General features: G+C 34.0%; 27 protein-coding genes. 14 read left to right on the top strand and 13 right to left on the bottom strand.

Going from position 1 to position 24,145, the window contains the following annotated elements; all coding sequences use genetic code 11:
• Positions 1 to 28: 28 nt before the first annotated feature.
• On the top strand, positions 29 to 637 hold the full coding sequence (locus tag ACMT7R_RS00800; RefSeq protein WP_415309539.1) for a TetR/AcrR family transcriptional regulator: 609 nt from the start codon (positions 29 to 31) through the stop codon (positions 635 to 637).
• A gap of 229 nt (positions 638 to 866) precedes the next feature.
• Positions 867 to 1,022 carry a hypothetical protein gene (locus tag ACMT7R_RS00795; protein WP_415309538.1) on the top strand — a complete coding sequence of 52 codons (156 nt, stop codon included), beginning with the start codon at positions 867 to 869 and terminating at the stop codon, positions 1,020 to 1,022.
• A 147-nt stretch (positions 1,023 to 1,169) separates the two neighbouring features.
• Here ACMT7R_RS00795 and ACMT7R_RS00790 read toward each other — a convergent pair whose 3' ends face one another.
• Positions 1,170 to 2,189, bottom strand: a complete 1,020-nt coding sequence (locus ACMT7R_RS00790) for a D-glucuronyl C5-epimerase family protein (protein ID WP_415309537.1) — start codon at positions 2,187 to 2,189, stop codon at positions 1,170 to 1,172.
• A gap of 287 nt (positions 2,190 to 2,476) precedes the next feature.
• Complete coding sequence (locus ACMT7R_RS00785; protein ID WP_415309536.1) at positions 2,477 to 3,073, bottom strand: TetR/AcrR family transcriptional regulator; 597 nt, start codon at positions 3,071 to 3,073, stop codon at positions 2,477 to 2,479.
• Positions 3,074 to 3,162: 89 nt separating this feature from the next.
• On the opposite strand from ACMT7R_RS00785, the gene ACMT7R_RS00780 reads away from it, so the two are divergent.
• Positions 3,163 to 4,554 (top strand): phytoene desaturase family protein, encoded by a 1,392-nt coding sequence (locus ACMT7R_RS00780; protein WP_415309535.1) that lies wholly within the window; start codon positions 3,163 to 3,165, stop codon positions 4,552 to 4,554.
• A 560-nt stretch (positions 4,555 to 5,114) separates the two neighbouring features.
• Here the strand turns inward: ACMT7R_RS00780 and ACMT7R_RS00775 are convergent.
• From ACMT7R_RS00775 to ACMT7R_RS00755, 5 genes are all read right to left on the bottom strand, one after another.
• Positions 5,115 to 5,936: a hypothetical protein gene (locus ACMT7R_RS00775; RefSeq protein WP_415309534.1), complete on the bottom strand. Its 822-nt coding sequence runs from the start codon at positions 5,934 to 5,936 to the stop codon at positions 5,115 to 5,117.
• 449 nt (positions 5,937 to 6,385) lie between these two features.
• Positions 6,386 to 6,589 (bottom strand): hypothetical protein, encoded by a 204-nt coding sequence (locus ACMT7R_RS00770; protein WP_415309533.1) that lies wholly within the window; start codon positions 6,587 to 6,589, stop codon positions 6,386 to 6,388.
• Positions 6,590 to 7,326: 737 nt separating this feature from the next.
• Positions 7,327 to 7,731, bottom strand: coding sequence for a hypothetical protein (locus tag ACMT7R_RS00765; RefSeq protein WP_415309532.1), 405 nt, complete (start codon positions 7,729 to 7,731; stop codon positions 7,327 to 7,329).
• Between the two features lie 311 nt (positions 7,732 to 8,042).
• The gene (locus tag ACMT7R_RS00760) at positions 8,043 to 8,915 is read right to left on the bottom strand and encodes a hypothetical protein (protein WP_415309531.1); all 873 of its coding nucleotides are present in this window, start codon (positions 8,913 to 8,915) and stop codon (positions 8,043 to 8,045) included.
• 258 nt (positions 8,916 to 9,173) lie between these two features.
• Complete coding sequence (locus ACMT7R_RS00755; protein WP_415309530.1) at positions 9,174 to 9,518, bottom strand: hypothetical protein; 345 nt, start codon at positions 9,516 to 9,518, stop codon at positions 9,174 to 9,176.
• A 497-nt stretch (positions 9,519 to 10,015) separates the two neighbouring features.
• Here ACMT7R_RS00755 and ACMT7R_RS00750 point away from each other — a divergent pair, with 497 nt between their 5' ends.
• Positions 10,016 to 10,414 (top strand): DUF1428 family protein, encoded by a 399-nt coding sequence (locus ACMT7R_RS00750; protein WP_415309529.1) that lies wholly within the window; start codon positions 10,016 to 10,018, stop codon positions 10,412 to 10,414.
• A 497-nt stretch (positions 10,415 to 10,911) separates the two neighbouring features.
• On the opposite strand, the gene ACMT7R_RS00745 is transcribed toward ACMT7R_RS00750, so the two are convergent.
• Complete coding sequence (locus tag ACMT7R_RS00745) at positions 10,912 to 11,082, bottom strand: hypothetical protein (RefSeq protein ID WP_415309528.1); 171 nt, start codon at positions 11,080 to 11,082, stop codon at positions 10,912 to 10,914.
• A gap of 338 nt (positions 11,083 to 11,420) precedes the next feature.
• On the opposite strand from ACMT7R_RS00745, the gene ACMT7R_RS00740 reads away from it, so the two are divergent.
• The 3 genes from ACMT7R_RS00740 (at position 11,421) to ACMT7R_RS00730 (ending at position 13,336) form a co-directional block, all read left to right on the top strand.
• Positions 11,421 to 11,651: a hypothetical protein gene (locus ACMT7R_RS00740; protein ID WP_415309527.1), complete on the top strand. Its 231-nt coding sequence runs from the start codon at positions 11,421 to 11,423 to the stop codon at positions 11,649 to 11,651.
• 524 nt (positions 11,652 to 12,175) lie between these two features.
• The gene (locus ACMT7R_RS00735) at positions 12,176 to 12,841 is read left to right on the top strand and encodes a hypothetical protein (RefSeq protein WP_415309526.1); all 666 of its coding nucleotides are present in this window, start codon (positions 12,176 to 12,178) and stop codon (positions 12,839 to 12,841) included.
• A 69-nt stretch (positions 12,842 to 12,910) separates the two neighbouring features.
• Positions 12,911 to 13,336 carry a hypothetical protein gene (locus ACMT7R_RS00730; RefSeq protein ID WP_415309525.1) on the top strand — a complete coding sequence of 142 codons (426 nt, stop codon included), beginning with the start codon at positions 12,911 to 12,913 and terminating at the stop codon, positions 13,334 to 13,336.
• Between the two features lie 320 nt (positions 13,337 to 13,656).
• On the opposite strand, the gene ACMT7R_RS00725 is transcribed toward ACMT7R_RS00730, so the two are convergent.
• The 3 genes from ACMT7R_RS00725 to ACMT7R_RS00715 form a co-directional block, all read right to left on the bottom strand.
• Positions 13,657 to 14,394: an alpha/beta fold hydrolase gene (locus ACMT7R_RS00725; RefSeq protein WP_415309524.1), complete on the bottom strand. Its 738-nt coding sequence runs from the start codon at positions 14,392 to 14,394 to the stop codon at positions 13,657 to 13,659.
• Positions 14,395 to 14,480: 86 nt separating this feature from the next.
• A complete protein-coding gene (locus ACMT7R_RS00720) occupies positions 14,481 to 14,966 on the bottom strand; it encodes a hypothetical protein (protein WP_415309523.1) in 486 nt (161 codons plus the stop codon).
• Positions 14,932 to 15,189 (bottom strand): hypothetical protein, encoded by a 258-nt coding sequence (locus ACMT7R_RS00715; protein WP_415309522.1) that lies wholly within the window; start codon positions 15,187 to 15,189, stop codon positions 14,932 to 14,934. Before ACMT7R_RS00715 ends, ACMT7R_RS00720 begins: the two co-directional genes overlap by 35 nt.
• Before the next feature lie 927 nt (positions 15,190 to 16,116).
• On the opposite strand from ACMT7R_RS00715, the gene ACMT7R_RS00710 reads away from it, so the two are divergent.
• From ACMT7R_RS00710 to ACMT7R_RS00700, 3 genes are all read left to right on the top strand, one after another.
• Entirely contained in the window at positions 16,117 to 16,338 is a 222-nt protein-coding gene (locus ACMT7R_RS00710; RefSeq protein WP_415309521.1) for a hypothetical protein, read from the top strand.
• A 1,140-nt stretch (positions 16,339 to 17,478) separates the two neighbouring features.
• Entirely contained in the window at positions 17,479 to 17,847 is a 369-nt protein-coding gene (locus ACMT7R_RS00705) for a putative quinol monooxygenase (RefSeq protein ID WP_415309520.1), read from the top strand.
• A gap of 385 nt (positions 17,848 to 18,232) precedes the next feature.
• Positions 18,233 to 19,183, top strand: coding sequence for an alpha/beta fold hydrolase (locus tag ACMT7R_RS00700; RefSeq protein WP_415309519.1), 951 nt, complete (start codon positions 18,233 to 18,235; stop codon positions 19,181 to 19,183).
• Positions 19,184 to 19,441: 258 nt separating this feature from the next.
• Here the strand turns inward: ACMT7R_RS00700 and ACMT7R_RS00695 are convergent, their stop codons facing one another.
• Positions 19,442 to 20,032, bottom strand: coding sequence for an SRPBCC domain-containing protein (locus ACMT7R_RS00695; protein ID WP_415309518.1), 591 nt, complete (start codon positions 20,030 to 20,032; stop codon positions 19,442 to 19,444).
• A gap of 34 nt (positions 20,033 to 20,066) precedes the next feature.
• On the opposite strand from ACMT7R_RS00695, the gene ACMT7R_RS00690 reads away from it, so the two are divergent.
• Positions 20,067 to 21,098 (top strand): AsnC family transcriptional regulator, encoded by a 1,032-nt coding sequence (locus ACMT7R_RS00690; protein ID WP_415310526.1) that lies wholly within the window; start codon positions 20,067 to 20,069, stop codon positions 21,096 to 21,098.
• Between the two features lie 428 nt (positions 21,099 to 21,526).
• Positions 21,527 to 22,291, top strand: a complete 765-nt coding sequence (locus tag ACMT7R_RS00685) for a hypothetical protein (RefSeq protein ID WP_415309517.1) — start codon at positions 21,527 to 21,529, stop codon at positions 22,289 to 22,291.
• 116 nt (positions 22,292 to 22,407) lie between these two features.
• Here ACMT7R_RS00685 and ACMT7R_RS00680 read toward each other — a convergent pair whose 3' ends face one another.
• A complete protein-coding gene (locus tag ACMT7R_RS00680) occupies positions 22,408 to 22,917 on the bottom strand; it encodes a hypothetical protein (RefSeq protein WP_415309516.1) in 510 nt (169 codons plus the stop codon).
• A gap of 144 nt (positions 22,918 to 23,061) precedes the next feature.
• Between ACMT7R_RS00680 and ACMT7R_RS00675 the strand changes: the two genes are divergently transcribed.
• Together ACMT7R_RS00675 and ACMT7R_RS00670 are read left to right on the top strand one after the other, a co-directional pair.
• On the top strand, positions 23,062 to 23,358 hold the full coding sequence (locus tag ACMT7R_RS00675; RefSeq protein WP_415309515.1) for a winged helix-turn-helix domain-containing protein: 297 nt from the start codon (positions 23,062 to 23,064) through the stop codon (positions 23,356 to 23,358).
• Between the two features lie 66 nt (positions 23,359 to 23,424).
• On the top strand, positions 23,425 to 23,781 hold the full coding sequence (locus tag ACMT7R_RS00670) for a hypothetical protein (protein ID WP_415309514.1): 357 nt from the start codon (positions 23,425 to 23,427) through the stop codon (positions 23,779 to 23,781).
• Positions 23,782 to 24,145: the final 364 nt, after the last annotated feature.

Below are 24,145 nucleotides of genomic sequence, written 5' to 3'. Positions count from 1 at the left end.
ATAAGACCATCAGAATACTTTTAATAAAATGTCCCGATCCAAAGCAAGGGAAGAAAAATCTCGACTGATTATAAATACGGCCTTAAAAGTATTTTCAGAAAAAGGATACGATAATGCAACCATTGCCGACATAGCAAAATCTGCGAAAGTAAGCATGGGATTGCCGCTCTACTACTTTACTAATAAAGAGGAGTTAGCATGTGAAGCACTGGAAATCAGCTCAGAGCAAATAACGCTATCAATTCTTAATGATATCGCGGGAAACTCTCCGGAAGAGATTGCAACAAGTTTCATTAATTCGTTTAGAAAGAATATGAACAGGTATCCTGATTTTTATCCATTTTACTTTGAGATGTGGTCTGCAAGTAGAAGAAACAAAAAAATCAAAAAAGTGTTTAAAACCGCATTGGATAATACGATCAACACTACCAAGTCCGTCCTGATCAATGCTCAAGAAAAAGGTTTGATCACTGTTAGAGTAGAAGATGTAGAAAGTATTGCAGTTTCTCTGGTTTCCAAGGCTGATGGATTGGGATTATTACTTGTTCAGTATCCAGAACTTTTTGAAAATGAAAATATGTGGAAAATTGACATGAAAATGTGGCTATCAGTTCTCCAAGACAGAACAAAGGATTGAACCGATATTTGATATGGGTACAAAAAAAGGATTGGATGACTAGAATTCTGTTATCGAAAACGAAAGAGGAAACAACCTACAATAATTACGTGTAGATTAATAAAAATAATTAAAATGGGATTTCTCTTCTGCATGGACACGATTTGAGTGTGTCTAACTGTAGCAGAATAATTATTCTCGATATTAAGAAATATATAGACAGTCATACTTTTCTTCTATAGTTTCTGACATGTCATCGATTAATGACTGCGGAGAAAATGAATTTGCGTATGAAGAATCTAACTTGGTAGGAATATCTGAAAACACACCTGAAGAAAAGGATAAAAAAATACTTGGATCGATCAAAAAAGAAATTCTAGAAAATAAATCGGATAAGAAAGAATAACTCTCTCTATATATAGATATAGATACAAACAATATCTTCAAATACCAAAATAGAATGGCAAGAGTAAATTTAATTGAATGTCATTTCAATCCTACGTTGGGAGGTGTTACTTCAGACGCTAACAATATAAACTAATAATACTAATTTTTACATTTCGGATTTAGTTCTCAATTTTGATGCAGTTAATACCAAAAATATAGATATTGCCGTCATTATAGAAAAGTTCCATACTAAATGCCTCTTGTTAATGTCATCCCAGACCGAATTAGTTGATTCGTATAAAGCCCATTTCTTACTGTATGTTTGAAAAATTTCTTGTTTAGTTATATCATATAGTTTATTTAATAGGTCAATATGGATTTGGTGATACTTGAGTGCAGGAGTAAAGAGCACATCGTAATAAGAATATCCATTATTATCATATTTAGCCAAGTTTTTTATGACACTATTAACCCCGTTTACAAAGACATATTTCGCGTCGTCGGATCCGGTATAATTATAGTAGTCATATATACCCAATAAAGCAAATAACATTCCATTTAGAACCCTTGACACTTGTGAATTGTTATCGTCTGTTGCATATTCTTCATACCACCACTCAGTAGGTGAATCCTTGTAAGTAATCCCACCATCTCTTACATCTACATAAAAGGCATTTAAGAACTTGGTTGCAGTATCAAGATATTTGATGTCTCCTGTGAGCTCATGGGCTCTTAATAGCGGCATAAGGGCCTCACCATTTGCCATCGCAGATCTCCAAGGCGACTGTAAATTGTATTTTGGAAAATCAAAACTGTATTCTAATAGTGAATAATTACCATTAGATATAGAATTGTCCACAAGCCAATCAACGTTGTTGATAAAATATTGTTTTGCTGTAGTATTGCCTGAATTCTTGTATTCTTCATAAAAATCCATTGCGGTATGTACTGTAGTAACAGGATTTCTTTGTACTTCAATATCCATTCCGCTGATTCCTTCCTTATAGTTAACATAAGGTATTCCTCGCGCGTCTATTGATATATAATTAGAACCCTGTTTTGGGGAAATAATAGTATTGGCCATAAACAAGTCTTGGAAATATAATGTTACAATAAAAGCGGCTAGTAAAGAAAAAGATAAGACAAAAATAATCTTTATTGCTTTATTTTGATCAAGGAACTTCAATTATTTACATTCTAACAAATTCTTTATGAAGTTATTAGAAATTGCTTAAATTCATTAATAAAAAAATATAGGATTTATCAAATTATGACATTTTAGAAAGAGATATTACTATAATTATTTCGCCATTAGTATAATAGAAAAATTATTGTGTTATTGTTTGGATACTGGATCACGTAAAACTTTATCAAACGCCTATCATAGTATACTGCTACTACGTAAGAGATTAATTAGATGGGATCAAATCCCGCCACACAGAAAGGCGTACTATGTTTACACAAGCTTGAAATCTATGGTGATCCTATAAATGAGGATATCATATTTCTTACCTGTATCCAATATCCCTCATCATCCAAATCCTTGGATGGATGCATTAGCTTTTCAAAGGCAATTCCATTGAACAATGCCAAGAGTACTTTGGACATCTCCTCAGTATTTTTTGTATCGAGTTTCAATAATCCGTTTTGGACTGCTTCATCCAGTATTTTTTTGATTGATTTAGTTACTCTTTCGCTACAAATTATCAATTCGTTTTTGATCTTTTCACTTCTCCTTGATGCACACCACATTTCGAACAAGAATGCAAAAAAGTCAGGATTTTCCCTAAAGCTTTGTATACTATCCTTGATGATATTATCCGCTATCTCTTCTACGGTTTTTCCTCTAATATCCCTAATCGTAGATTGAATAATATTTTCTGAGGCATAAGCTAAGACTTTGCTTACCAAATCTTCCTTGTTAGAAAAATAGTAATGTAATATTCCTCTACTAACACCAGACTCCGTTGCTATGTTAGCTATTGTAGTATTTTCATATCCATTTCTAGAGAGAACTTTCAGTGAATTTTTCAAAATTTCATTTATCTTTTGTTGCTTGCTTTCACTCAATCTAATTATGTTAAAAGCATTCTGATAATATAAATTAGTTGGACCGCCAACCAAACATTAATAAATTAGAAGTTAATAAAATAAGTTGGATGACTAACCAAATCGTGAAAACACTAACGAATGAATCTAAGGACAAAGCAAAAGAGATAGCAATAATTGGTGGCGGCTTAGCTGGCCTGACCGCAGCGGTTTATTTGGCTCGAGATGGAAAAAAAGTTACGGTCATAGAAAAATCCAGTGAATTTGGTGGAAGAGCCAGAACTACTGTTAAGGATAAATTCTACTTTAATCAAGGAGCTCATGCTCTTTATCTGGATGGAATCGGACCAAAAATATTGGAAGAGATGAACATAAAATCCAGTGGCAAAAAAGTTGACGCTGCCAAATATTTTGTAACTAAAAAAGGAAAAATGTATAAAGTGCCTATAAAATTAAGTCAACTCTTTACTACAAGGTTACTAAATGGACTAGGCAGTAAAATCGAAGTCATAGGGTTTTTTACTAAACTAAACAAATTGAATCTGAAGGAACTCAATTCGATAAGTTTCCAGGGATGGTTAGATAAGAATTTCAAAAATTCTGATTCTAAAGATTTTATAAAGATGTTAGGTAGGATTGCCACATATACTTATAACGCAGAAAACGTGAGTGCAGGATTGGCTTTAAATCAGATTAAAATAGCTGTAAATGGGGGTGTTATCTATATTGACAAAGGTTGGCAAACCCTAGTAGAACAATTAGTTGAAATTGGAAAACGGAACGGAGTGAAGTATATAAACGGCAAGAGTGTGGTTGCCATAAAGCAAAGTTATAACGCGGATAGACAAAATACTCAGCCATTTTGGAATATCAGCTTATCTGACAATACTTCTTTTGAGTATCATAACATAATTATCGCTACTAATCCTTCCCATGTTTACAGTCTATTGAAAGATAACGCCCTAATTGATCCTGCATACCTCAATCAACTCGAAAAAATAAATAGACCTGCAAAAGTAGCGACATTAGATTTGGCACTAAGCGGCCTTTCTAATCCTAATGTTTACGGAGCATATGGTATGGACAATCCTTTGTATCTATCGCTACATTCTGCCTTTGCCAAATTATCGACCGACGGAAATGGAATTCTATTTCATGTAATGAAATATTTGGATCCTTCTGCGAAGCAAGATCCGGTACAGGATAAAGCAGAGTTAGAAGAACTTTTAGATATGGCTCAACCAGGGTGGAGAAAAATGGTTCTAAGGCAGCGCTTTCTTCCCAACATGATCGCTTCTAATACCGTTATTAACATTAATGATGGAATTTTGGAAAGTAGACCTGATGTAGTTGTACCAGGAGTGGATAATTTGTACATTGTCGGAGATTGGGTGGGACAAGAGGGGATGTTGGCAGATGCAAGCTTTGCAAGTGCAAAAGCTGCAGCATTAAAAATTTTGAACAAGAAAAAAGCAATACCAATACATGCTGGTACATTATAGGAGTATCAACTACGCCCTTTATCGTTTCTTGTGGAATATCCCATATTTTTTAATGAATGGAATACCACTGAGGTAAAGAGACCAAAAAAGGTGACATGTTACAAGAAACCTAATGCTTGTATATATGAAAATCAGTAACTGCAAGAATCTGGGCAACGTCTGAGTCTTTTTTTCTCTAACAAAAATTGAAGCGCCAGTTATTTTGTATCATGTTGGCTGATCGCCACTAACTTTGGGAAAGAAATCAAATAATATAACGGTTCAATTGATAGCTTTAGTAGTTTCATAGGAAATGATCCTAAAAACAAGTTGGAATGGAAGAATCATGTAGATATTAAGGATTTAATATGCCGATAGAACTAAGAGAAACTTTGGCAGTTCTCATAATTACTACATTGACATGGAGGCTTAGATCAGATAATTCATTTTATTTGATAATTATCATATTCATAAGTTACCATAAATGAATCAGATACAGTTCGTATGGCTAACAAACTAAAGTTTATTATGTTTAGAAAATACATCCCATTCATTTAATAGTTATATTTTTACTCAGAGGTTCATTTCAAGAATGGCTTAAAATCCACCAATCCAGGGATGTCCAACAGGTCGAGTTCATTTGCCATTTTTGTAGCTTGCTCAGTTTCCCCGTCTTCATTCATACATTTTGCATAAAAGACACAGTAGGGACACTTGGTGTTTCTCAGTTTTACATTAATCCTTGGTAATATAGCTACATCTGTTTCCTTAAGAGCTTTTAAAAAAAGGTTTTTTCGTCGCATCATCTCGTTTTTGAAAAGTTCTCTGGCTATATCGTCCTTTGGCAACGATACGGACCAACTTTCGATGTGAGGACCTTTACCATTAAATGGTCTGAAGAAATAATCGCCTTTTTCATCAGATTTTATCCAACGCATTTCTTTATTACCGTATCTAATTGATATGATCCCTTTTTCTATACCGGTTATGGTCATATAGTAAAGTAACTGTCTAAGATATGATTTGAATCTATGATCTGTGATATCCAATCTCTTGGTACTTTGCGTATCCTTTAGTTCTATAATTACATCCTTATCCAAAATATCTGGATGTGCAATCAAGCCGTCAAATTCTAAGTCAGCTTGTGCTACACCCATATTGGCAAGTTCAGTTATTACGAATTCGCTTGACTCTCCCCTTATGAAATGATGTATGGATTCTTCAGAAAGGGGTTCAAGATCTGGAAATTTACGACCGTAATATTGTTTTCGAATACATGTGGAAGGCAAGATATCAGAAACATGTACCTCATTCTCAGACCTCTTTCTTTTTTCATATCTGGATTTGAGTGAATTCTTTAGGAGATCTGTAAATTCACGGTCTGAGCGAATAACTATAGTCATAATAATGGACTATTTACATACATCCCTATCACAAATTAACATTACTTTGATGTCACTAAAGAACCAGCTTTCATTCTAATTGATTATAAGAGGTTGAAAAATTGCAATTCGGTACAAACTGTGCTCAAAACAATTATTATATCAAGCATCATTGAACTTAGACACGTGGGAATCAAGTTCGTAATAGTAACAGAAATCAAACATAATCAGGATACAACTGACTGATTGAATGCTGGAATTAGTTTAATTGTCAAGTTACAAATCAACAATAGTTGTTTAGAAAAATCAAATATCATATTACATACATATAGATTGCTTTCATGGTTGTCTAATTTCCTGTATATTTGCACGATATCCCATAGCATTCGTAACAACAAAAAAAGGTATGGAAATCTAATAATCTTTTTCGTCATCTGAAATGTTACTTGTTGTAATCGTTTTTGTTTTGTTTACATGGGACCCATAGGCACTACGCCGGTTGCATTTTCAGGCGGCAAGGTTTTATTTAACACATTTACTGTCGAATTTGTTTCATTAATAGTAGTTAATGGTAAATCAGATGTTGTTGGACTTTGAGCATGAATTGAGCTGGTTAAAAGTCCTATGGTTATGGTCATAGTTATGATTGCGATTGTAATCGTGAATATATTCATTTTGTTCACTACTTTCTAACATTTCTATCATGCTATTTAATGCATAATCTAATTGCTGTTTATCTTCTTGAATATTGGGCGATATTTGATCCAAAACCAAAAATAATACATATTCTAGGTTTTTGAAATACAGTTGTCGATGTATAAACACAATCTTCACACCATGCAAATGTTGAGGACGATTCTATTAACTACACCACTTCATGAATTTGTATATTTGACAAGAATTTCTAAAAACAAACAGTCAAGGTAGGCTCTGACTACCAATATTTGATGAGATAGACTTGGTATTTATATAACTATTTTTGCATCGGGCAAACTTGAGTTTGCATGAATTGCAAATAAGAAGACAGATCTAAGAATATAGCCATGAATCCAAATTAATAAGCTAGACAATGGAGAGAGGATTAAACTTGAGAACTGTAATGTAAACTGGGTTGTTTCATAATTCATCTGACTGCCTCAGTGACCAGTTCCAGGATTTCTTTTATTTTACGTTTGTGCGGATTTTATCTTTCCAATCGCAGGTAATTTTTTGACAAGTCTGAGATAGAATTTCTGAAAAATATTATATTCAAAATCATGTTTTTACTGAGTAAAGGCAACAGTTCTCATTATCGATTGGATTGTTCCCGGAAATGGCACATTCCTATGTAAATATATCAGGCGAATCCATTTCAAAGCAAAGTAAAACCAGTCAATAGAGGCCTGAGGATCTTTGAACAAAAGGATAAAAGTTATTTTTTTAACTTAAAAATTTTGTCATACTTTTGAAATATCTTGAAGCCAGATTTGACAAATTTAGTTGATTCGTAAATTTTTACAGATGGCTTGATAAATTTTAGAGGAAACAATACGGGTATAAGAACAGTCAAGAGAATATCTATCCAATACTCTTTTAAAAAGTAACTCAAGTCTCTACCTACATATAGATATTTAACAAACAAGTCCACCGAAAGTAATAAAAACAAAAGCCAAGGGACAAACTCGAAATAAACTTTGTATTCTTTCGGTATAGGTATAATAGGTTCACTCAATCCAAACAAGTCATAATCAAAGGACAGAAAACCAATTACTAACATGATTAACAATACGAATATCGCCAGATCGTTGACAACAAGTAATTTTTGAACTTCTTGCATTGTTATATCTTGAAAACAATCTACACATCACATAATATATTTAGAATGTTACAGGTATCCAGTTAAAATTTTGAAAATAATGGAGTTATCCAAGATCAACATGTTAAAGTTAATAATATTAATATATCGTAAATTGAGTCAAGACTCATTTGCCGCTGTCTTTAATCTAAATAAAAGATTTTGCGGAAGATGGAGATATATATCAAGTACCAACCATTAATTAGTCAAAATTAATAAGGAGAGAATCCAACTTACCCTGTGATTTTACCAAATCAATGAAAAAAAAGTAATTAAGTCAAAATATTTGGTTATCATCTTATTTTTAAAGTCTGAATCGCATTATCTATGACAGGTTGGAATTTAGACAGGTATGCATAATTTATCGTTTTATTTGAAGAGTATTCACTAGATAATACCAATTGTAGGATATACATTGTGGCAGGTGTATCATATTTGTAAGACTTTGTTATTTCCTCATGGCTAAAGTCAATGCCTTGTGCTATTGGTGCTTTATCGGCTGTTGAGCACTCCATTGTTGAAATTTGAAACTGCTTATCGTTTATCGTAGATGTTGAATTGGGGGTTATCTCTGCGCAATCAGTGGAAAAAGAGGATGGTCCAGATAGAGAGGATGACATTTGTCTTTCTCGTAGATCGTCCTTATCTTGTACAACAAGATTCAATATAGGTAGAGTTTCATTATTTGACAAAGAATTTAACTTTGTGAAAAATTCTTCAGTAGTTCCTGGAAGCATTGTAAGAATAATCCCGCTATTCCCGTTCATACTTTCTGTTGCATACCAACCCACAGGAATTTCAAATTCTGTTATACCATACTGAGGATTTGTATATTTGCCTGCAACGTCTTGCCTAAATTCAGATTCAGAGCTATCAGCAGATACAGTAATACTATCAATACTGCCGCTACCCAAAGTAGGATTATCACTTGAAATCTTGAAAACAGATGGTTCAACTTGACTATCAATAGAGATAAATTTAGGCTGATAAGGTTCTTCGAGTTTCATCAGATAAGAGGATTCGACGGAATCATGCATTGTAATGGAGAGAGCGTTTTCAGCGTTGTATACAACGGTTCCGGCTGTAAACACTCCAAAGAAAATGAAAATAACATGATAATAACGTCCAAAAGAAAGGTTATGTGAAACAAGGAATCTGTTTAACATCGGAGTGTATTAATTAAATAGTTATTTAAGAATATCTTTACAAGTGCAACCTTTTTTTGTTGAAAAAGAAAATAGACGGATATAGTTTAGCAATGGCAGTATCCTATAAAAAATCTCTAAGTGTTTCTCTCAGTTTCATACCACCTTGTTATCTCTGAGAGAGAACCAGACCTTCTAAGGCAGGCATATTAGACAAGATTTGACATCGGAGTGAAGTAGAATGAAAAACGAGATGCACACTGTAACAAGTCCCGTCTTTCAAGCAACAGGCAAGTGCCGTAAACTGCGGTTTGCAAGTTCGGTTTGCCTCGCACTGTAATTCACCTCCGTGTTTACAGCGGAAGTCTTGTATGCATTGTTCAAGAGTTTGAAATTCCGAATCATGGTGCGACGTTGGAGTGGGGGGAATAAATTTTTGCTGATCATCCTGTTGGTAATCAAATCTCTTACAAGGATTGTAACAGAGGACCCGTCTGTCTTTACTTCACATTTAAAAGTTCGAGTAGTCTTCTTTTTCTTGTTCTTTACTTTGGTATAACTTAGTGTCAAACCTTTACTAGCCCTATCTAAATTTATTAGTTTCTGAACAGCACTGTTTGTCATCGAAGCGACAGCTTGGTTACCATCTTCCTCGAAACTAAAATGATACCTCTAAGATTCTTGACTTTTATAGTGCGTAAAAGATCTTGTTTCTGATCAACCATTATGGTTCCTCCGATGTCAATACCGAACAGCTCAAAACCAATGTACCATTATTTGACATATCTTTCTCTAATTTGTTACTAATTATTAGACAATTCCTGCTACTAGGTAGTATTCATCTAACTTACAATCATTTGTCTAAATAACTTCAAATAATTCAAGTTCATTTCAAATATTTTGCAAAGCCATTGTATTATAGTCACTTTAATTGTTGACAATTATCTCTAATCAAGTACACATAGCATAATACGATGCAACGTTGAATAGAATCAACGATCTTCCTTATGAAGGAAAGACTAGAAAATTATTGTTATGATCAGTTATCCAAATAACTATGTAACGCCGGTATACTTTTGATCCCTTTGTTATTTTTATAATATCAAATCATTTCAATTCATATGAATAACCCAGATAACTACGAACATCAATTAGATCTAGGCAGCATAATCCAAATTGTTTTTATTCGTGTCCCAAAGAAGAATCGCGATGCGTTAGCAAAGATTGGCAAGGAGACTGATAATTTTTTCAGGAAACACGGAGTGTCAAAATTTGTGTATAGACTGAATGAAAAAGAAAACATTACGGATTTTGTAAATATATCAAAGATCATTTCTGCTAATGATGACGAGGATGTAAATTTAGAAATATTGTCATATAGGGATGTCAAGCATGTAGAAGATGTTATGAAGGCAATGCAAGACGATAAAAGAGCTAATGAGTTGTATATGGAATCTATGAAAATCATTACACCCGGATCAATAGTGTTTGGAGATTTTAGCCAGTTGAAAGCTAGTTGAAAGATTCACCATGAAGATAAATCAATAATCTATAATTTTTAAAATTTCATAGGGCCAGAAAATATTTTATAATTTTCCTAACTTGGGCTCTGATAGAATAGATTCTGCAATATGGTTTAAGATACAATGCAATTTTTGAATCAAATTCAAGGAATAAAAGGGAAAAGTTTCGAGTCACAGCATCATCACAATTATACAAGATACCATATGAATTAGGAGTATGCGGATTCGGTTTCCCGCAGTAATAGGGCTGTAATTTGCATTAGCATTTTTAATCAAAACAATTAGCATTTACATTTGCCAGTTCTAATTATCCAGAAAATACGGAATGAGGATACAGAGATCTATTATTCTTACGAAGTAACTGTCCGTCGCTTTACGGATAAACTACATTGACATGGTCTTGTGGACTTTTATATTATAACTTGGAACCCAGGATATCATGATGTTTGTTTGTTTGTTTGGATGTTAAAGTTATTAATACAGTCACAAATACTCTAAATCCCCTTGGGTAACATCCCCCTTAAATAATTGATTAATTTAACGAATTTGGAATAGGTATTTTTTATTGGTTTATCTGCCCCAGGATTCATAGGCGTATTTATCAAGCCGTTAGTCGATAAACTAAAGTGAGGAGTGTAAAGTGGTCTGACATAATAAGCGCCCAATTTTTCACAGATTTTCTAAAGAATCTGTACAATTATCAAAGTTCATACTAGTATGAAGAGGGAAATTCAAATCGATCTGTAAAATGATAAATATCGATAGTCACCATTTAAATAAAATGTTAAATACATATTATTAGAAAAGGATGACCCGGGTTTCTGTTCCGTTCACCGAAGGTCATTATTAAGGTAGAGAGGAAAGGCCAAACACGGAACTGGCTCATAATAGCCTCTCTATCGTTACAATTTGTTATACTTGATTTATTTCACATCACCTAAGGTCATTGTTACAAAACGAAATGAGCATACGAGCTTCATTTCCTACAGCTTAAGGCAATGAGATGGTGAAAAATTCAAATTTTATTAAGGAAACGGAAGAATATATCAAAAAGATAAATGCAGAGGCAGTGTATTTTACCGCAAATGAAGAAGAAAGAACAGCCATTTTTATAGCAGATATTTCCTCTGCAGATCAGATTCCCAAAGTTGCTGAACCACTGTTTTTTATGGGTGGAAAAGTATTTTGCAATAATTTAATGACCATGAATGATTTAAAAAAAGGATTATCTTGATCTAATAGTCAAATCAAGTTATAATATAACACAGTAAATTGAAATATTTTCAACGGTATGATCGCAGCTCTCTTTTATGCAGCGAACTAGATTTGTGCTCAAATTAATGTTAAATCGAGTTCTCATAATTGTGGTAATATCAAAGTGACAAATAGTATAGTTCTATAACATGGAATATCTCAATGAGTCGTTTGACCTGATCATGTATATTTGTGTTTAATGTCTGATAGTACGGATATAAATATTAGTAACCATCTTGGAGAGCAGGGATTAAGTTTCTCATGGTAGCATAGTTTTGATGCGTTCGTGGAAGACTTTAGTTGTTTTTCACTACTCAAATAACAAGGAATTTACCTACCTAGGTAAGTAGAATAATTATTTTCCCAAGCCTGAAACTCCTTAAATACCCTTAAATAATTTTTTGTATATTTAATGAATGCAAAGAATCTATGTTTAATCATTTTAAAATAATTATCATCCTCTGTGTGATTATTTATGGTATTGGTATTTCAAGTACATCGTTATTGCAAAACACAACCTTGGGATACGATACAGAAACGCGGATTGACAGAGATCATGTTTATTTCAAGAACATGGATTTTCAAAGTATGGCGATAACAATTTCAAGCCACGGGGAATATGAGTATACTTTAGTATCCATACCATCAATGTCAGATGATCAAGAATCACCAAATTCAAATACAATCATCGCAGACTCTTACAATCAAAGCATTACTTTAACAGAGTATCCCGTTCCAGAAGGTTCAAGACCCCATGACGTAGCTCCGGCTACATCAATGTCTTTTGTCAATAGTAATGTTTCAAAGAACTTGTTTAAGGATATTGTTTGGTATACAGCACAGTCTTCTGGAGAACTTGGAAAATTAAATACTACAACTGGAGAGACTTTGCATATCTTCCTTGGGGAAGGTTCGGCACCCCATGGTGTTATAGCAGGTCCGGACGGAGCACCATGGATCACCGACGGAGGTTTAAATGCGATTGTTAGAGTAGATCCTTTTACAAAGAATGTTACTGTTTATCCACTTCCACAAGGTGTTGGATATGCAAATCTTAATACGGCTACATTTGACAATAATGGAACTTTATGGTTTACAGGTCAGAGTGGAATATATGGAAGGTTGTTTCCATCGACAGGAGCCATGGAAATATTTGATGCACCCAAATGACCAGGTCCTTATGGGATCACAACTACACCAAACGGGTCGGTATACTATGCATCACTAGCAGGCAATTATGTGGGACTTGTAGACACAAAAACAGGACAAGTAACCGTTTTAGAACCTCCGACACCAGATCAAGGGTCAAGAAGAGCATGGTCGGACTCTAATGGGAATATTTGGGTATCTGAATGGAATGCTGGACAGTTGGGAATGTATGACTCTCAAAAAGATCAATGGAAGGAATGGAAATTGCCAGGAGGTAATCCAAAGCCATACGCAGTTTATGTAGACACAAATGACAAAGTATGGATAAGCGATTTCGGCTCCAATTCAATATTTAGATTTGATCCGTTGGATGAATCCTTTGATAAATTTGATATTCCTAGTCCAGAAGCTAATGTAAGACAGATTCTTGGTATTGAAGACGAAATATGGGGAGCAGAATCGGGTACCGACTATCTGTTAGTGATAAATACAAATGATTCGCCTGTAGCAGACTGAGTATGCTAAATTGATAAAACCAGTATTAGATTGTGAGGACAAATTATTTTTGGCATCATCCTCACAATAAACCGTTTTTAGTATGATAGTAACAAGTAATTTTTTAATACATAATTTAATACCATTGTGCGATAGCAAAGGGGATTAAGGACTAGGTTTCCGGTAACAATAGTAGGAGCAGAAGTGGTAGTGGTAGTAAATCTCTAATATAATGCAATATTATTGTCGTTAAAATAACCTAGAGTAGGTTATATTTCAAATATTAAATTTTAACTCTGTAAGAAAAGGTCAAAACGAGTCAAACAGTCTTTTCTAATTTCCTATCTGTTTTTTAACCAATCACCTACCTTGGGCCATAACTGCAGATGAGCCCTAGAACTTATACAAGCTCCAACATGACCGGAATCAAATTCTATAAAGGATTTATCTGTACTTCCTATTGCATTATTTATTGCCTTATTTGATTTAGGATCAACCAGATCATCCTTTTTTGCAATTACATTTAAGAAAGGCTGCCTAATTTTACTTAAATCAATCTTATCGTTTTTCCCTATTATCATTTCATTTTTTATAAAGAGATTTTTCTTATAACAGTCATTCACAAAATGTCTAAATATTTCACCAGTAATTGGAGGGCTATCATACAACCATGTCTCTGTGGCAAGAAATTGCACCATGGAATCGATATCTTTGGGTTTATCCCCTTCAAAGAAAAAGTGAGGGTATTTATGCAAAACATCTATTGGACTCCTAAGTAAAAAAGAGCTGTTAATAAATGCACTAGGAGTAATACCAAAGGCATCTACAATAGCATCTGCATTTATGTTTCTTGCCCATACACTCAAGAGATTATTGTCTATGCTAAAATCACCACGTGTGGCAAATGTTACTATGTTTTTTACCTTTTCAGGATGAAGAGCTGAAAACATAAGAGCCAAGTCACCTCCCCAGCAATAACCTAATAAGGACACCTGTTTTGAACCCGAATGTTTTATAATGTGATCAACAGCCTTGACAAGATAATTGTTCACATAATCCCCTATCGTTAACTCTGTCATATGAACTCCGGGTTCCCCAATCTGTCATAAATACATCAAAGCCTTGTTTTTGAAAATTCCTGACGATACTCGAATTTGGAATCAGATCAAGTATGTAGTTTCCGTTGATAAAAGCATAGATGATTAACAGGGGAGGTAGAATCAGCAGGAGGAGAATATTGATTAGATGATTGAGAGGTATCAGAAAATTTATTATCTATAGTCCTCTCTTCGCTCTCTCCTCTTTGCGTAGCATCATTTTCATGAGGCAAGTAATAATGAAATAATGAATACTTATTTTCAGAATGGATCTTGTGTGATGGTGTCCTATACATAATTTCTCTTACGGGTTCTACATATTCATTATTCCAAAAGGCAGTTGCATTGAACATTTTCTGAAAGAGCTGGCCTGCACCAGTGGTTTTTGCAAGGTTGCAATAACTTTCAATAAATTCTGAAAGCGAATTCACAAAGTTTTTTTCTCTAAAGTTTGTATCAAACTTGTCGCGTATTTCAGCAAGTATCACCTTTTCAGCTCTATTGTAGAACTCTTGTTGTTTAGAGTAGTCTATAAACGGCGGGGTTATTATCACCGATGACTTGTTTTTTTATTTCTTCTACTACATGTCTAGTCTCCGTAAATGACACAAAAAGGGCGTCGACAAACGAGCTGTTTAATCGTGAATAGAATTCCATCGATGCTGTAAATGCGTTAATATAAATATCTATTGACTGATGTTTATCATGCCCACCAGTGGCAGTTACATTTGTAATATTGGTCTTTTTATTGAAATTAGTGTTAGAATCTATATTCATACTCCCAATCAAGCATATATTAAGAAAGCCGATTCAATAATCCAACAAGGCGTTGTTTATTTAAGGTTCACCTCATCTTCTCTTTATGTAAAATATTGACTTGCTCGAATGAATTTATCTGCATCTATGAAAGTATAAGGTTGCCAGCATAGCATTAGTCATCTGGATAAACCTACTGGTCTAAAAATAATCCTTTTATGCTTATTTAGCATGGGTACATGGGGATTATATTCCCTGTAGTAGTAAGGACCCAATGCAGTTTGAGATGTAAAGTATAATCAAATTAAGCAGAAAAAAATATCCAAAAACTAGATCAATTGGCCTGTTTGAAAATTGAATCTAGAAAGTGAGATAGTGAACACAATTAGCATGTGCAGGCATTGGATCTTGGTATTGAGATCTGTTGGCGCATCTCAAGACCTTTATTGGCTTTCGCCAAAGCCTACATCCTTTTGCAGAAGGAGAATACATATACGTGAAATTATAATAAATTATTTTCTAAAGCGGAATTTTTTACCCTTGTATCTGATGTTCCTTTTTTATCCTTTGGTAATGGTGACAATTTAAGGACATAATTTAATAATTTTATTCGCTCCGAAAGAATAGAATTCCATAATAATAATAATTGAAAATTGATCATTTTTTGGTCAAAAAAATAATAGGATGATTTTCGTTATATATTCAATATTTAAGGATGTTAACGTGGAGTATATAATTTGTTGAAATTTTTTGGAGTTAAATACTAAAAATTGAACTGAAAGAAATAGTAATAAATAACTGTACACTTGCAAATAATTCAATTTGACCTCCAGCATCAGGAATTTTTAGAATAAATAGATATTGCTTAATAGAATTTAATTATGTGAGAGAAACCCAATTCTTTGAAAAAATTAAATACTCGTTTAAATAGCATTAATTATACGATAGATGATGAACAATAAATTGGTTCTTTCAGGATCTTGGGCTCTAATGATTCTTCTTTTGGCTACATATGTTGGATGGACACCTGGTGTATCTGCTCAAGGCAATTTAAATATAAACGAGTCACAAGTAGCAAATCTTGAAGGAGGTTTAGCTCAAATTTCTAATACAACTACAAAGGAAATTATTTCCTCCATTATAACGCCTTGGAACACAGGGAATAAATGATCAAAGTGATTGCACATGAGATTGACTATTTAATCAATCATATATAATTCGGCCGCTATTAATTCTTTAACAAAAGATATTCAACTAATAAAAAAAATATTTTGTTTTAGGTAAACTATAATATCGAGCAAACCAACACGAGATCGCTGTGGACTTTCATCTATTATGTTCTGGAAATTAATTACGATTCAATAATTCTTTGATGGATGTATATCCTTGACATACAGTACTCAAAGAAAATATCATGAGATCCTAAATGGATTTTTTTGAACAAAACTGAGAGGGTCGGCGTTATCGCTGACCATATTAGATATAGATACAGATTTAATAATGTTTTAATAACGATTTATCAAGAATTCGAATACAATCGTTTGCAGTTATTTGCTGGTTATTTTTATAGTCAGAGCTAAGCACTGTGTGTCATGCAAGGACAAAGACTCTACAAAAAGTGCAAAAGATGTGGTAATAGAGTATTTTTAGGCCACAGATCGCCAAGACTGGCAATCTGCCAGAGGCTATTTGAGTGACAATTTTTCGTACGTGTCTCCCGTTAATTCGTCTGATAACGCTGAGCCATATCTGAAATATTTTGAACGTCAATACCAGATAAGGGGATGAATTAAATTAAATATAAAGAAAGTTTTCGCAGATGGTAATGATGTTTGCATTCTCCAGGAGTTTAATTCTCAAATCACGTGTTTTTGGATAATAGTTGATAAGGATAGAAAAATAGGTTTGATTAGCGTGATTCTTGATCCAAGACCTTTCATGCAGCACAAGTAGATGCAACATCTTCTGATATATTAAAATAGTAATGACTTTAATAATTCTAGTATATTTGAATAGGTGAGTCGATTAATAGATCAAAGATATTTAACTAGATTTGGAGAATATTCTGTTCAGACTGTCAATAAATAACCCTAGTCCCTTTTGCAAGTCATAGCTAGCTTGTTCTATTATGGAAGTAGATCCAACGACTAGTAGAAGTATGGTAAATAGATAAACATAAGATTGGAATTAAAATTGTATCAAAGACCCGCGGCCAATTTTTCATCTTCATATGTATTAAATCATTAACAGGTGAAAAACAGGAAAACAAAATTGACAACCAACTTATACTTGGTTTGGAGTCAAATGATCATGTCCAAAAATATACATATTAGCGCTGAATTTACAATAGAAAAAGACAATGTTAAACAATTTAAAAAACTGATTAAACAAATGAGTAACATGGTTCAGGCAAACGAACCAAATACATCAGTCTATGAGGCATACTTTAGCGAAGATGGAACAAAATGTATGGTTCATGAAACATATACAGACTCTAAGGCAGTTTTATCTCACAACGACAGTATGGCTTCAAAAACCATTCTTCCCAGAATATTTAATATCGCTATATTAGATAAGCTTGATGTTTATGGTAATCCTAACAAAGAATTGAAAAATTTGCTAGCAGGTTTTAATTCACAGATATTTAACTTGTATACAGGATTCAATAGGGAGCTTTGAACGGATATATTATAACACTATACTTTAGTTTCCTTGATTAAGAACTTATATAAAGGCATAATTAAAAAAAACCACGTCTACAAAACTTTTTTTTTATATAATAGTTGTTGATTAATGATATTTTGATCTTGAATCTGTTGATACAAAAACTATTGTACAAGTCAATCACATATTACTCGTATTAGTAACAATATTAAGCAAAGTGTACACGTATGAATATCATTATCTTCTTTCACAGATGCAAATCTGAATCGTGTATAAGGGAATTCAAGTTATTATATGTATAATTCCTTAACTTCTTAAAGTATAAATAAGATCATTTAATATCAATAGGACAATAAAATTGTATTTAAGAAATAAATTAATTTTGTATACTATGGTGGTAATGATATTATTTAATGTATTATCAAACAACACTTTATTTGCTATGTTACAAACATATGGCAGTACAGAGCCAAACATCAATAATCCATTCGCATCTGCTTCTTCTTTTCAATCTAAAGCAGCTATTTTAGATAATATGCCATCCCACAACGTTACGGTAGATGATATAAATATTGCGTATAAGCAAATGGGTTATGCAGATGGTAAACCCATCATTCTGATCACTGGAGCCAGTTCAACTATGGATATGTGGAACCCTTTGTTGTTGGAAGCTCTGATCTCAGCAAATTATAAAGTAATCATTTTTGAAAATAGAGGAGTTGGCGATTCCACTGTAGGGACTAAAGATTTCTCAATTAATCAATTCGCAGATGATACATTGGGTCTGCTTAATGTATTAAGGATAGACAAAACTGATATCTTGGGTTGGTCTATGGGAGGATTCATCGCTCAACAACTTGCAGCGACAAATCCAGACAGGGTTTCAAATCTTATTTTGTATGCTACAAGTTGCGGAGGCTCAAACGACAGGCCGACTCCCCCTGAAATAATAGCGATTGACAAAAATACCACGATGTCTCAGTCAGAAAAAATGCAAAAACTAGCACCCATGTTCTTTGCTCCTGCTAGCTGGTTTGAGGCACACCCAGATTACACAAACTACTTTCCAATTCCCAAAGAATATCCAATTTCTCAACAAATTCACCAAAAACAATTAAACGCCTCAACCACCTGGGCTGGTACATGTAATACGCTCTCAAGTATCAACGTGCCTACCTTAATCATAGTTGGAACAAACGATGATCCAGCCCCCGACTCTTTGACATTAGCAGACGGAATTCCAGGATCCTGGCTCATTCGTATAGGAGAGGCAGGACATGCTTTAATGTACCAACATCCTGACGATTTCAATAGAGTATTGAAAACCTTTTTGGATATAAATAAAGAATAAGAATTTAAGAAATATTACAACCCTTTTGTTGATCTTTGTTCTATTGTATCGTTTTTTTTAAAATTTGGAGACCTTTCTCCTGTATGGGATTAGATAGTCATAAATATTGTTTGTTATTGTTTCTAGTAACAATATTATTATTTTTGTACGTTGAATTCCAAATGATACGAATTTGAGACCCAATAACTCTAAATCAGCCTAGCAAATACACCCACATTATTGATTTTTAGGTGAGGCTACCTATTATCTGTAGCCTACTCATGTGGAATATAGTTCTTTGACTTCTGCAAAGCGATGTGCCCAATTAGGGGGTTCTTGGTTGGACAGAACAGATTCAAGTCGATCTAGATACGCATGCCAACCAGGGGCAAAGGTTAAGGCTGTTGATTTTGTGAGATGAGTGTGAGTTACAACAACAAGCGTACCTGATTTACCGTCCACCTCAAACTCCCACCTGATAACCGATTCTGGTTCTCCTTTCGAGAACATTTGATTGGGAGCGATATGCCACTCATGTTCAAAAACACGGTAAAGATCATAGCATAGAACTTTTCCGGTAACATGGGACCCGGATACAACATTCAAAAGATCAATCGTACCATCCTTGTTCTTTTCAAATATCCCTTTGTAATCTGGCAGCCATCTGAATATCTCTTTTTGATCTGTAATTGCGTTCCATATTATCTCTTTTGGATGATTAATTTGTCGTTCAAATCTTATTGTTCCATAATTTCCGTCAATGATTACAGTTCCTTTAGAAGTAGATTTTAGTATTTCTTCGCGTCGTATCTCATTTGAGGATAATTGTTGCTTAAGATATTTGTTTGTTGTTGTTCTTATTTCTTTCATAACATAATGATGTCCTTACAGTTACTTATCTTTGGTGGAAGCAAAACTCCCAATATCGGACAACTTTATAACTCACTTTTACGACCAACAAATGATGAGTGAGCACAAAGGGGCAATCGTACTCGATAAAACTGATCTTACTATCCTTTCCACATTAGCTAAAAACAGCAGATCTTCATATAACAGTATAGGTTCAGAGGTCGACCTGACTTCAAAGAGTGTAAAGGCTCGAGTAAAGAAAATGATTCATCAGAGAGTCATCGAAAAATTTGTAGTTAGGGTTAATCCTGCAGCTTTTGGGTTCAAGGCAGTAATTGTACTTGTAAGTGCCAGTAATGGAATAAACAAAGATGAGGTGATCAAGCGCCTTAAACATCTTGGTAAGATTGCATACCATGTACATCATATGGGAAGAACGTGTGTAGCGGCTCTAGTTATCAAAAAACCATTCGATGAGATATTCGTTAAATCGTTAAGTCATCGCCTAAAACCTGCAACTGTATTGAGTACAATTGCTCTAGAACGCCGCGTTGAATCAATTAAACTGAGTGAAATTGATTTGAGAATAATAAAGTGTTTACTGTCCTCGGGAGCAAGAACAGAGATCTCTGATATTGCCAATGAAGTTGGTATATCAGAGAAAACCACAACCAGGCGTCTTACTAGAATGAAGGATTCAAACATTCTAGATTTCTCAATCCAGTGTAATCCATCTATGATGATAGGATATATTCAATTTGTTATTCTGATTATAACCACAAAATTTTATCGCCAGAGTGTACTTTCACGGATGAATGCGGAATTTCAGTCAAATATATTGTACAGTCCTAGTGTGATTGATTCAGAGGACAGATTGACTTTTGTACTCTATAGCGAAAATGTATTTACAATTGATTCTGTTTTAACTAATGTAGATTCCTTCGAAGGTGTTCAAAGTGCTGATATATACATACTTACAAAATTGCAATATCATGATAATTGGGTAATGAAAGAAATCAACAATAGGATTTCAAGTCGACAACCCCATTTGTATGAATCCATTAAAATAAATAATTCCATAAATTAATGACAGTTTTTGGCCATATAGATTAGGTATCTAACAGTAATCCGGTTATGAAATAAATAACCATACTAACCAAGACAATCTTAAATCAAGCCGAAACTAAAATAAAAAAAGATTGTTATTTGTTTTGAGCGGTTAGCTCTGTGATAAACCGTTGTCGCCGCCGTTTTCTTAGTTTTGTAAGCTAGAGTTATTGCATGATAGGAATGTTGTTTCACTTCAATAAGCAAACAAGGCATTTTGAACTGAAGACTGTGATTGAGAGATTGATTGCTCGGCTACATTACCACCTTTTTTCTTTTTGGTTGCAAAGGCGTCATATATAGCCACTAGAAGCCTTGTGATAAGTGAAAAAGCAGTGAAACGAAAAAGGGTTTAATCCGACGCAAGCATCACAAAAAGTTAAATAATGATTTAGAATTGGAAACATCATGGAAAAATCAGTTATAGTTGTATTGTTTATTTTACTTTTAATTGCAGTATTACCCACTAACGCCTTGCTTGCATCTAAAGGAACTGAGAGTATTGTAAATCAAGATATGATTAGTATGAACTCTAATATTTCTAGTTTAGTATACGATTTGAACTCAAGCCCATTTAATATTTCCTATGCTGACTGGACTGAAAAATGGTGGCAATGGACATATTCGATCCCTTGGAATAAGAACCCATCATATGATGATACTGGTGAGCACTGCGACGAAAACCAACAAGGTCCTGTATGGTTTTTGACTCAAGCATTTGAACATCCAGTCGAACGTACCTGTAACATACCTCAAGATACAGCGTTGCTAATTACAATACTAAATTCCGAATGTTCTTTTGCAGAATTTAAAGAACTAAAAACTGAAGAAGAACTACTAGAATGTGCCAAAAATATGCAGGATCTTGTTACTGGAGCAAAAGCTTCCCTAAATAATATCACTATACCTAATATGGATAAGTATCGCGTTCAAACTGATTTGTTTAACTTTACATTGCCTCAAGATAATATATTGAATATAACTGCTCAGACAACACAAGCCGTAGCGGATGGAAACTGGCTTTTTCTAAAACCACTGCCTCCAGGTAAGTATGAATTGAAGGTTAAAGGAGAAATAGATCCTAAAATATCTGTAAATGAAACAGGTGGCAATGAATACAATGGGCCAATTGGTTGGAATCAAACTACCACGTATAATTTATTGATAAAATAACAAATTCCACATTAAATCAACTATGCCCCCACATCACGCATATATATGCTCTTTTGACATCTATGCAATGGTAAATTTAGAATTCCCTTAATTTTATTCCCTTCTTCTGGACCCGGTCAAGTAATCTTTTCAGCTGAAGCGGCAACAGTATAGGTTACAGTGAACGGTTCACCCCCTATTGCGCCAGCTGTATGAAATACCACAGCATTACCTACAAAAGGTATACTACCAGAAGTATATGATGTCCCACTTTCTGGTTTCATCAAACTTATAGCAACCTCTGCATTACCAAACTTTTGTTTTAATGGTTCGCCGAATTGTAATAATGATTGACTCGAAACCGCGCTGCTGTTGTATCCATGAAGAACAGCTATTTCTACTGGTTTGCTTGCTGTCCAGGTGATATCTCCCCTCCAAATCGATCCATCGTCTCTAGGAGAAAGTGCCATCACTATTTGGTGTCCATCGTTTAATCCCGGTGTAGATGTTTTGGTATCCTGTATTATTGTGTAGTTAGAAAACTCCTCTACTTGCGCGCTAGCAGGAGATGACCACGTAAACAGAAAGAGCCCAGGAACTAGAAGGGCTACAGCCAAAATAACCATTTTCATGTTTTTAAGTACCATTGATGCTCGTAAACTATACATGTGCTATAAGGCTTGTTTACCTGTCCTACGTAACTTAGTTACGTGGACTTTATAGACTAAATATGAAAACAAATTAAGGATCATGAAGTCATATAACGCCATGTCTAGGATATTTGAATCAAATTGGTACATGTACATCGAGATCGGATTTACATGAGGAAGGACATTTTATTGAAGCTCAATGAATTTGGAGAGCTAAACCAGAGTCAATTGATGAGCTATTGTGGATTAAACAATGTCACCCACAAGCCAATTATCGACGATCTGGTAGAAAAAGGTCTAATAATTAGATTTGAAGAACCTTGGGGCAAGCAAAATAGAATTATAAAGTACAAAGTTTCGCAGAAAGGAAAAGAAATCGCAAAAGCAATATTTGAACCGTATGAATTACTGTTTCCAAGGAGAGCGGAGAAAAATTGAATAGGTTAACAAACACAGTTACGTCTTTTTTGATAACACACTGGAGAGGATATACAGACGACTGATATGACAGATCACAAGGAAGGGACCACCCGTGAAAGTCTACTTGAAATATTAGACAATGTCATCCATCAGTTTGATTTTACTAGAAAGTTGATGATTGTGATGATTATTTCATTTGTGATAATTGTACCGATAATTGCGATTCTAGGACTAATGTCACAATCAACTGCCGGTGTAGGGAAATTCATTCCGATCATAGGAGGTGCAGTATTTCTAGTATGGCTTGGAGTTGGTATCAAACAGTGGCTGGTATTTTCAAGATGGAAGCACAAGTATCAAGAATTTAATGCACTGCAGAAAAAGCTTGAAGAGAGTCTTGATTTTGAAAAGGACGACAATGAGAATAATAGTCCAAATTGATTCAGAAAGTCAGATAAAGTTTTTTGAATAGAAGATAAGTCATTATCAGTAGCCACACGGTGGAATGTGGACATCAGTAAGATTGAATACAGCTGCAAAAAGATGTACACTCCACAAAAGTATGGAATATAGAATCAATTTTACTCAAGTGTTAGGATAAAGATTCAAAACCCAGTATGAATAATAATACCATTATCATTTATAGGAGTATTTAGTTTAGGTGCGCAAGACGGATAAAGTTTCTAGTGAAAATGGGGTTAATCAGGCGCTTTAAATAATAGTGTATTAGACTCTTGGTTCGTTTAAAGTCTTAACAATGCTATAATCAGTATTTCTTAAATATGAATATTTTTTAAAAAGAAGG

It is taken from the genome of Candidatus Nitrosocosmicus sp. FF01, from assembly GCF_047711275.1.
In the GTDB taxonomy this organism is placed as follows: Archaea; Thermoproteota; Nitrososphaeria; order Nitrososphaerales; family Nitrososphaeraceae; genus Nitrosocosmicus.
This window is presented reverse-complemented; position numbering and strand designations above follow the sequence as displayed.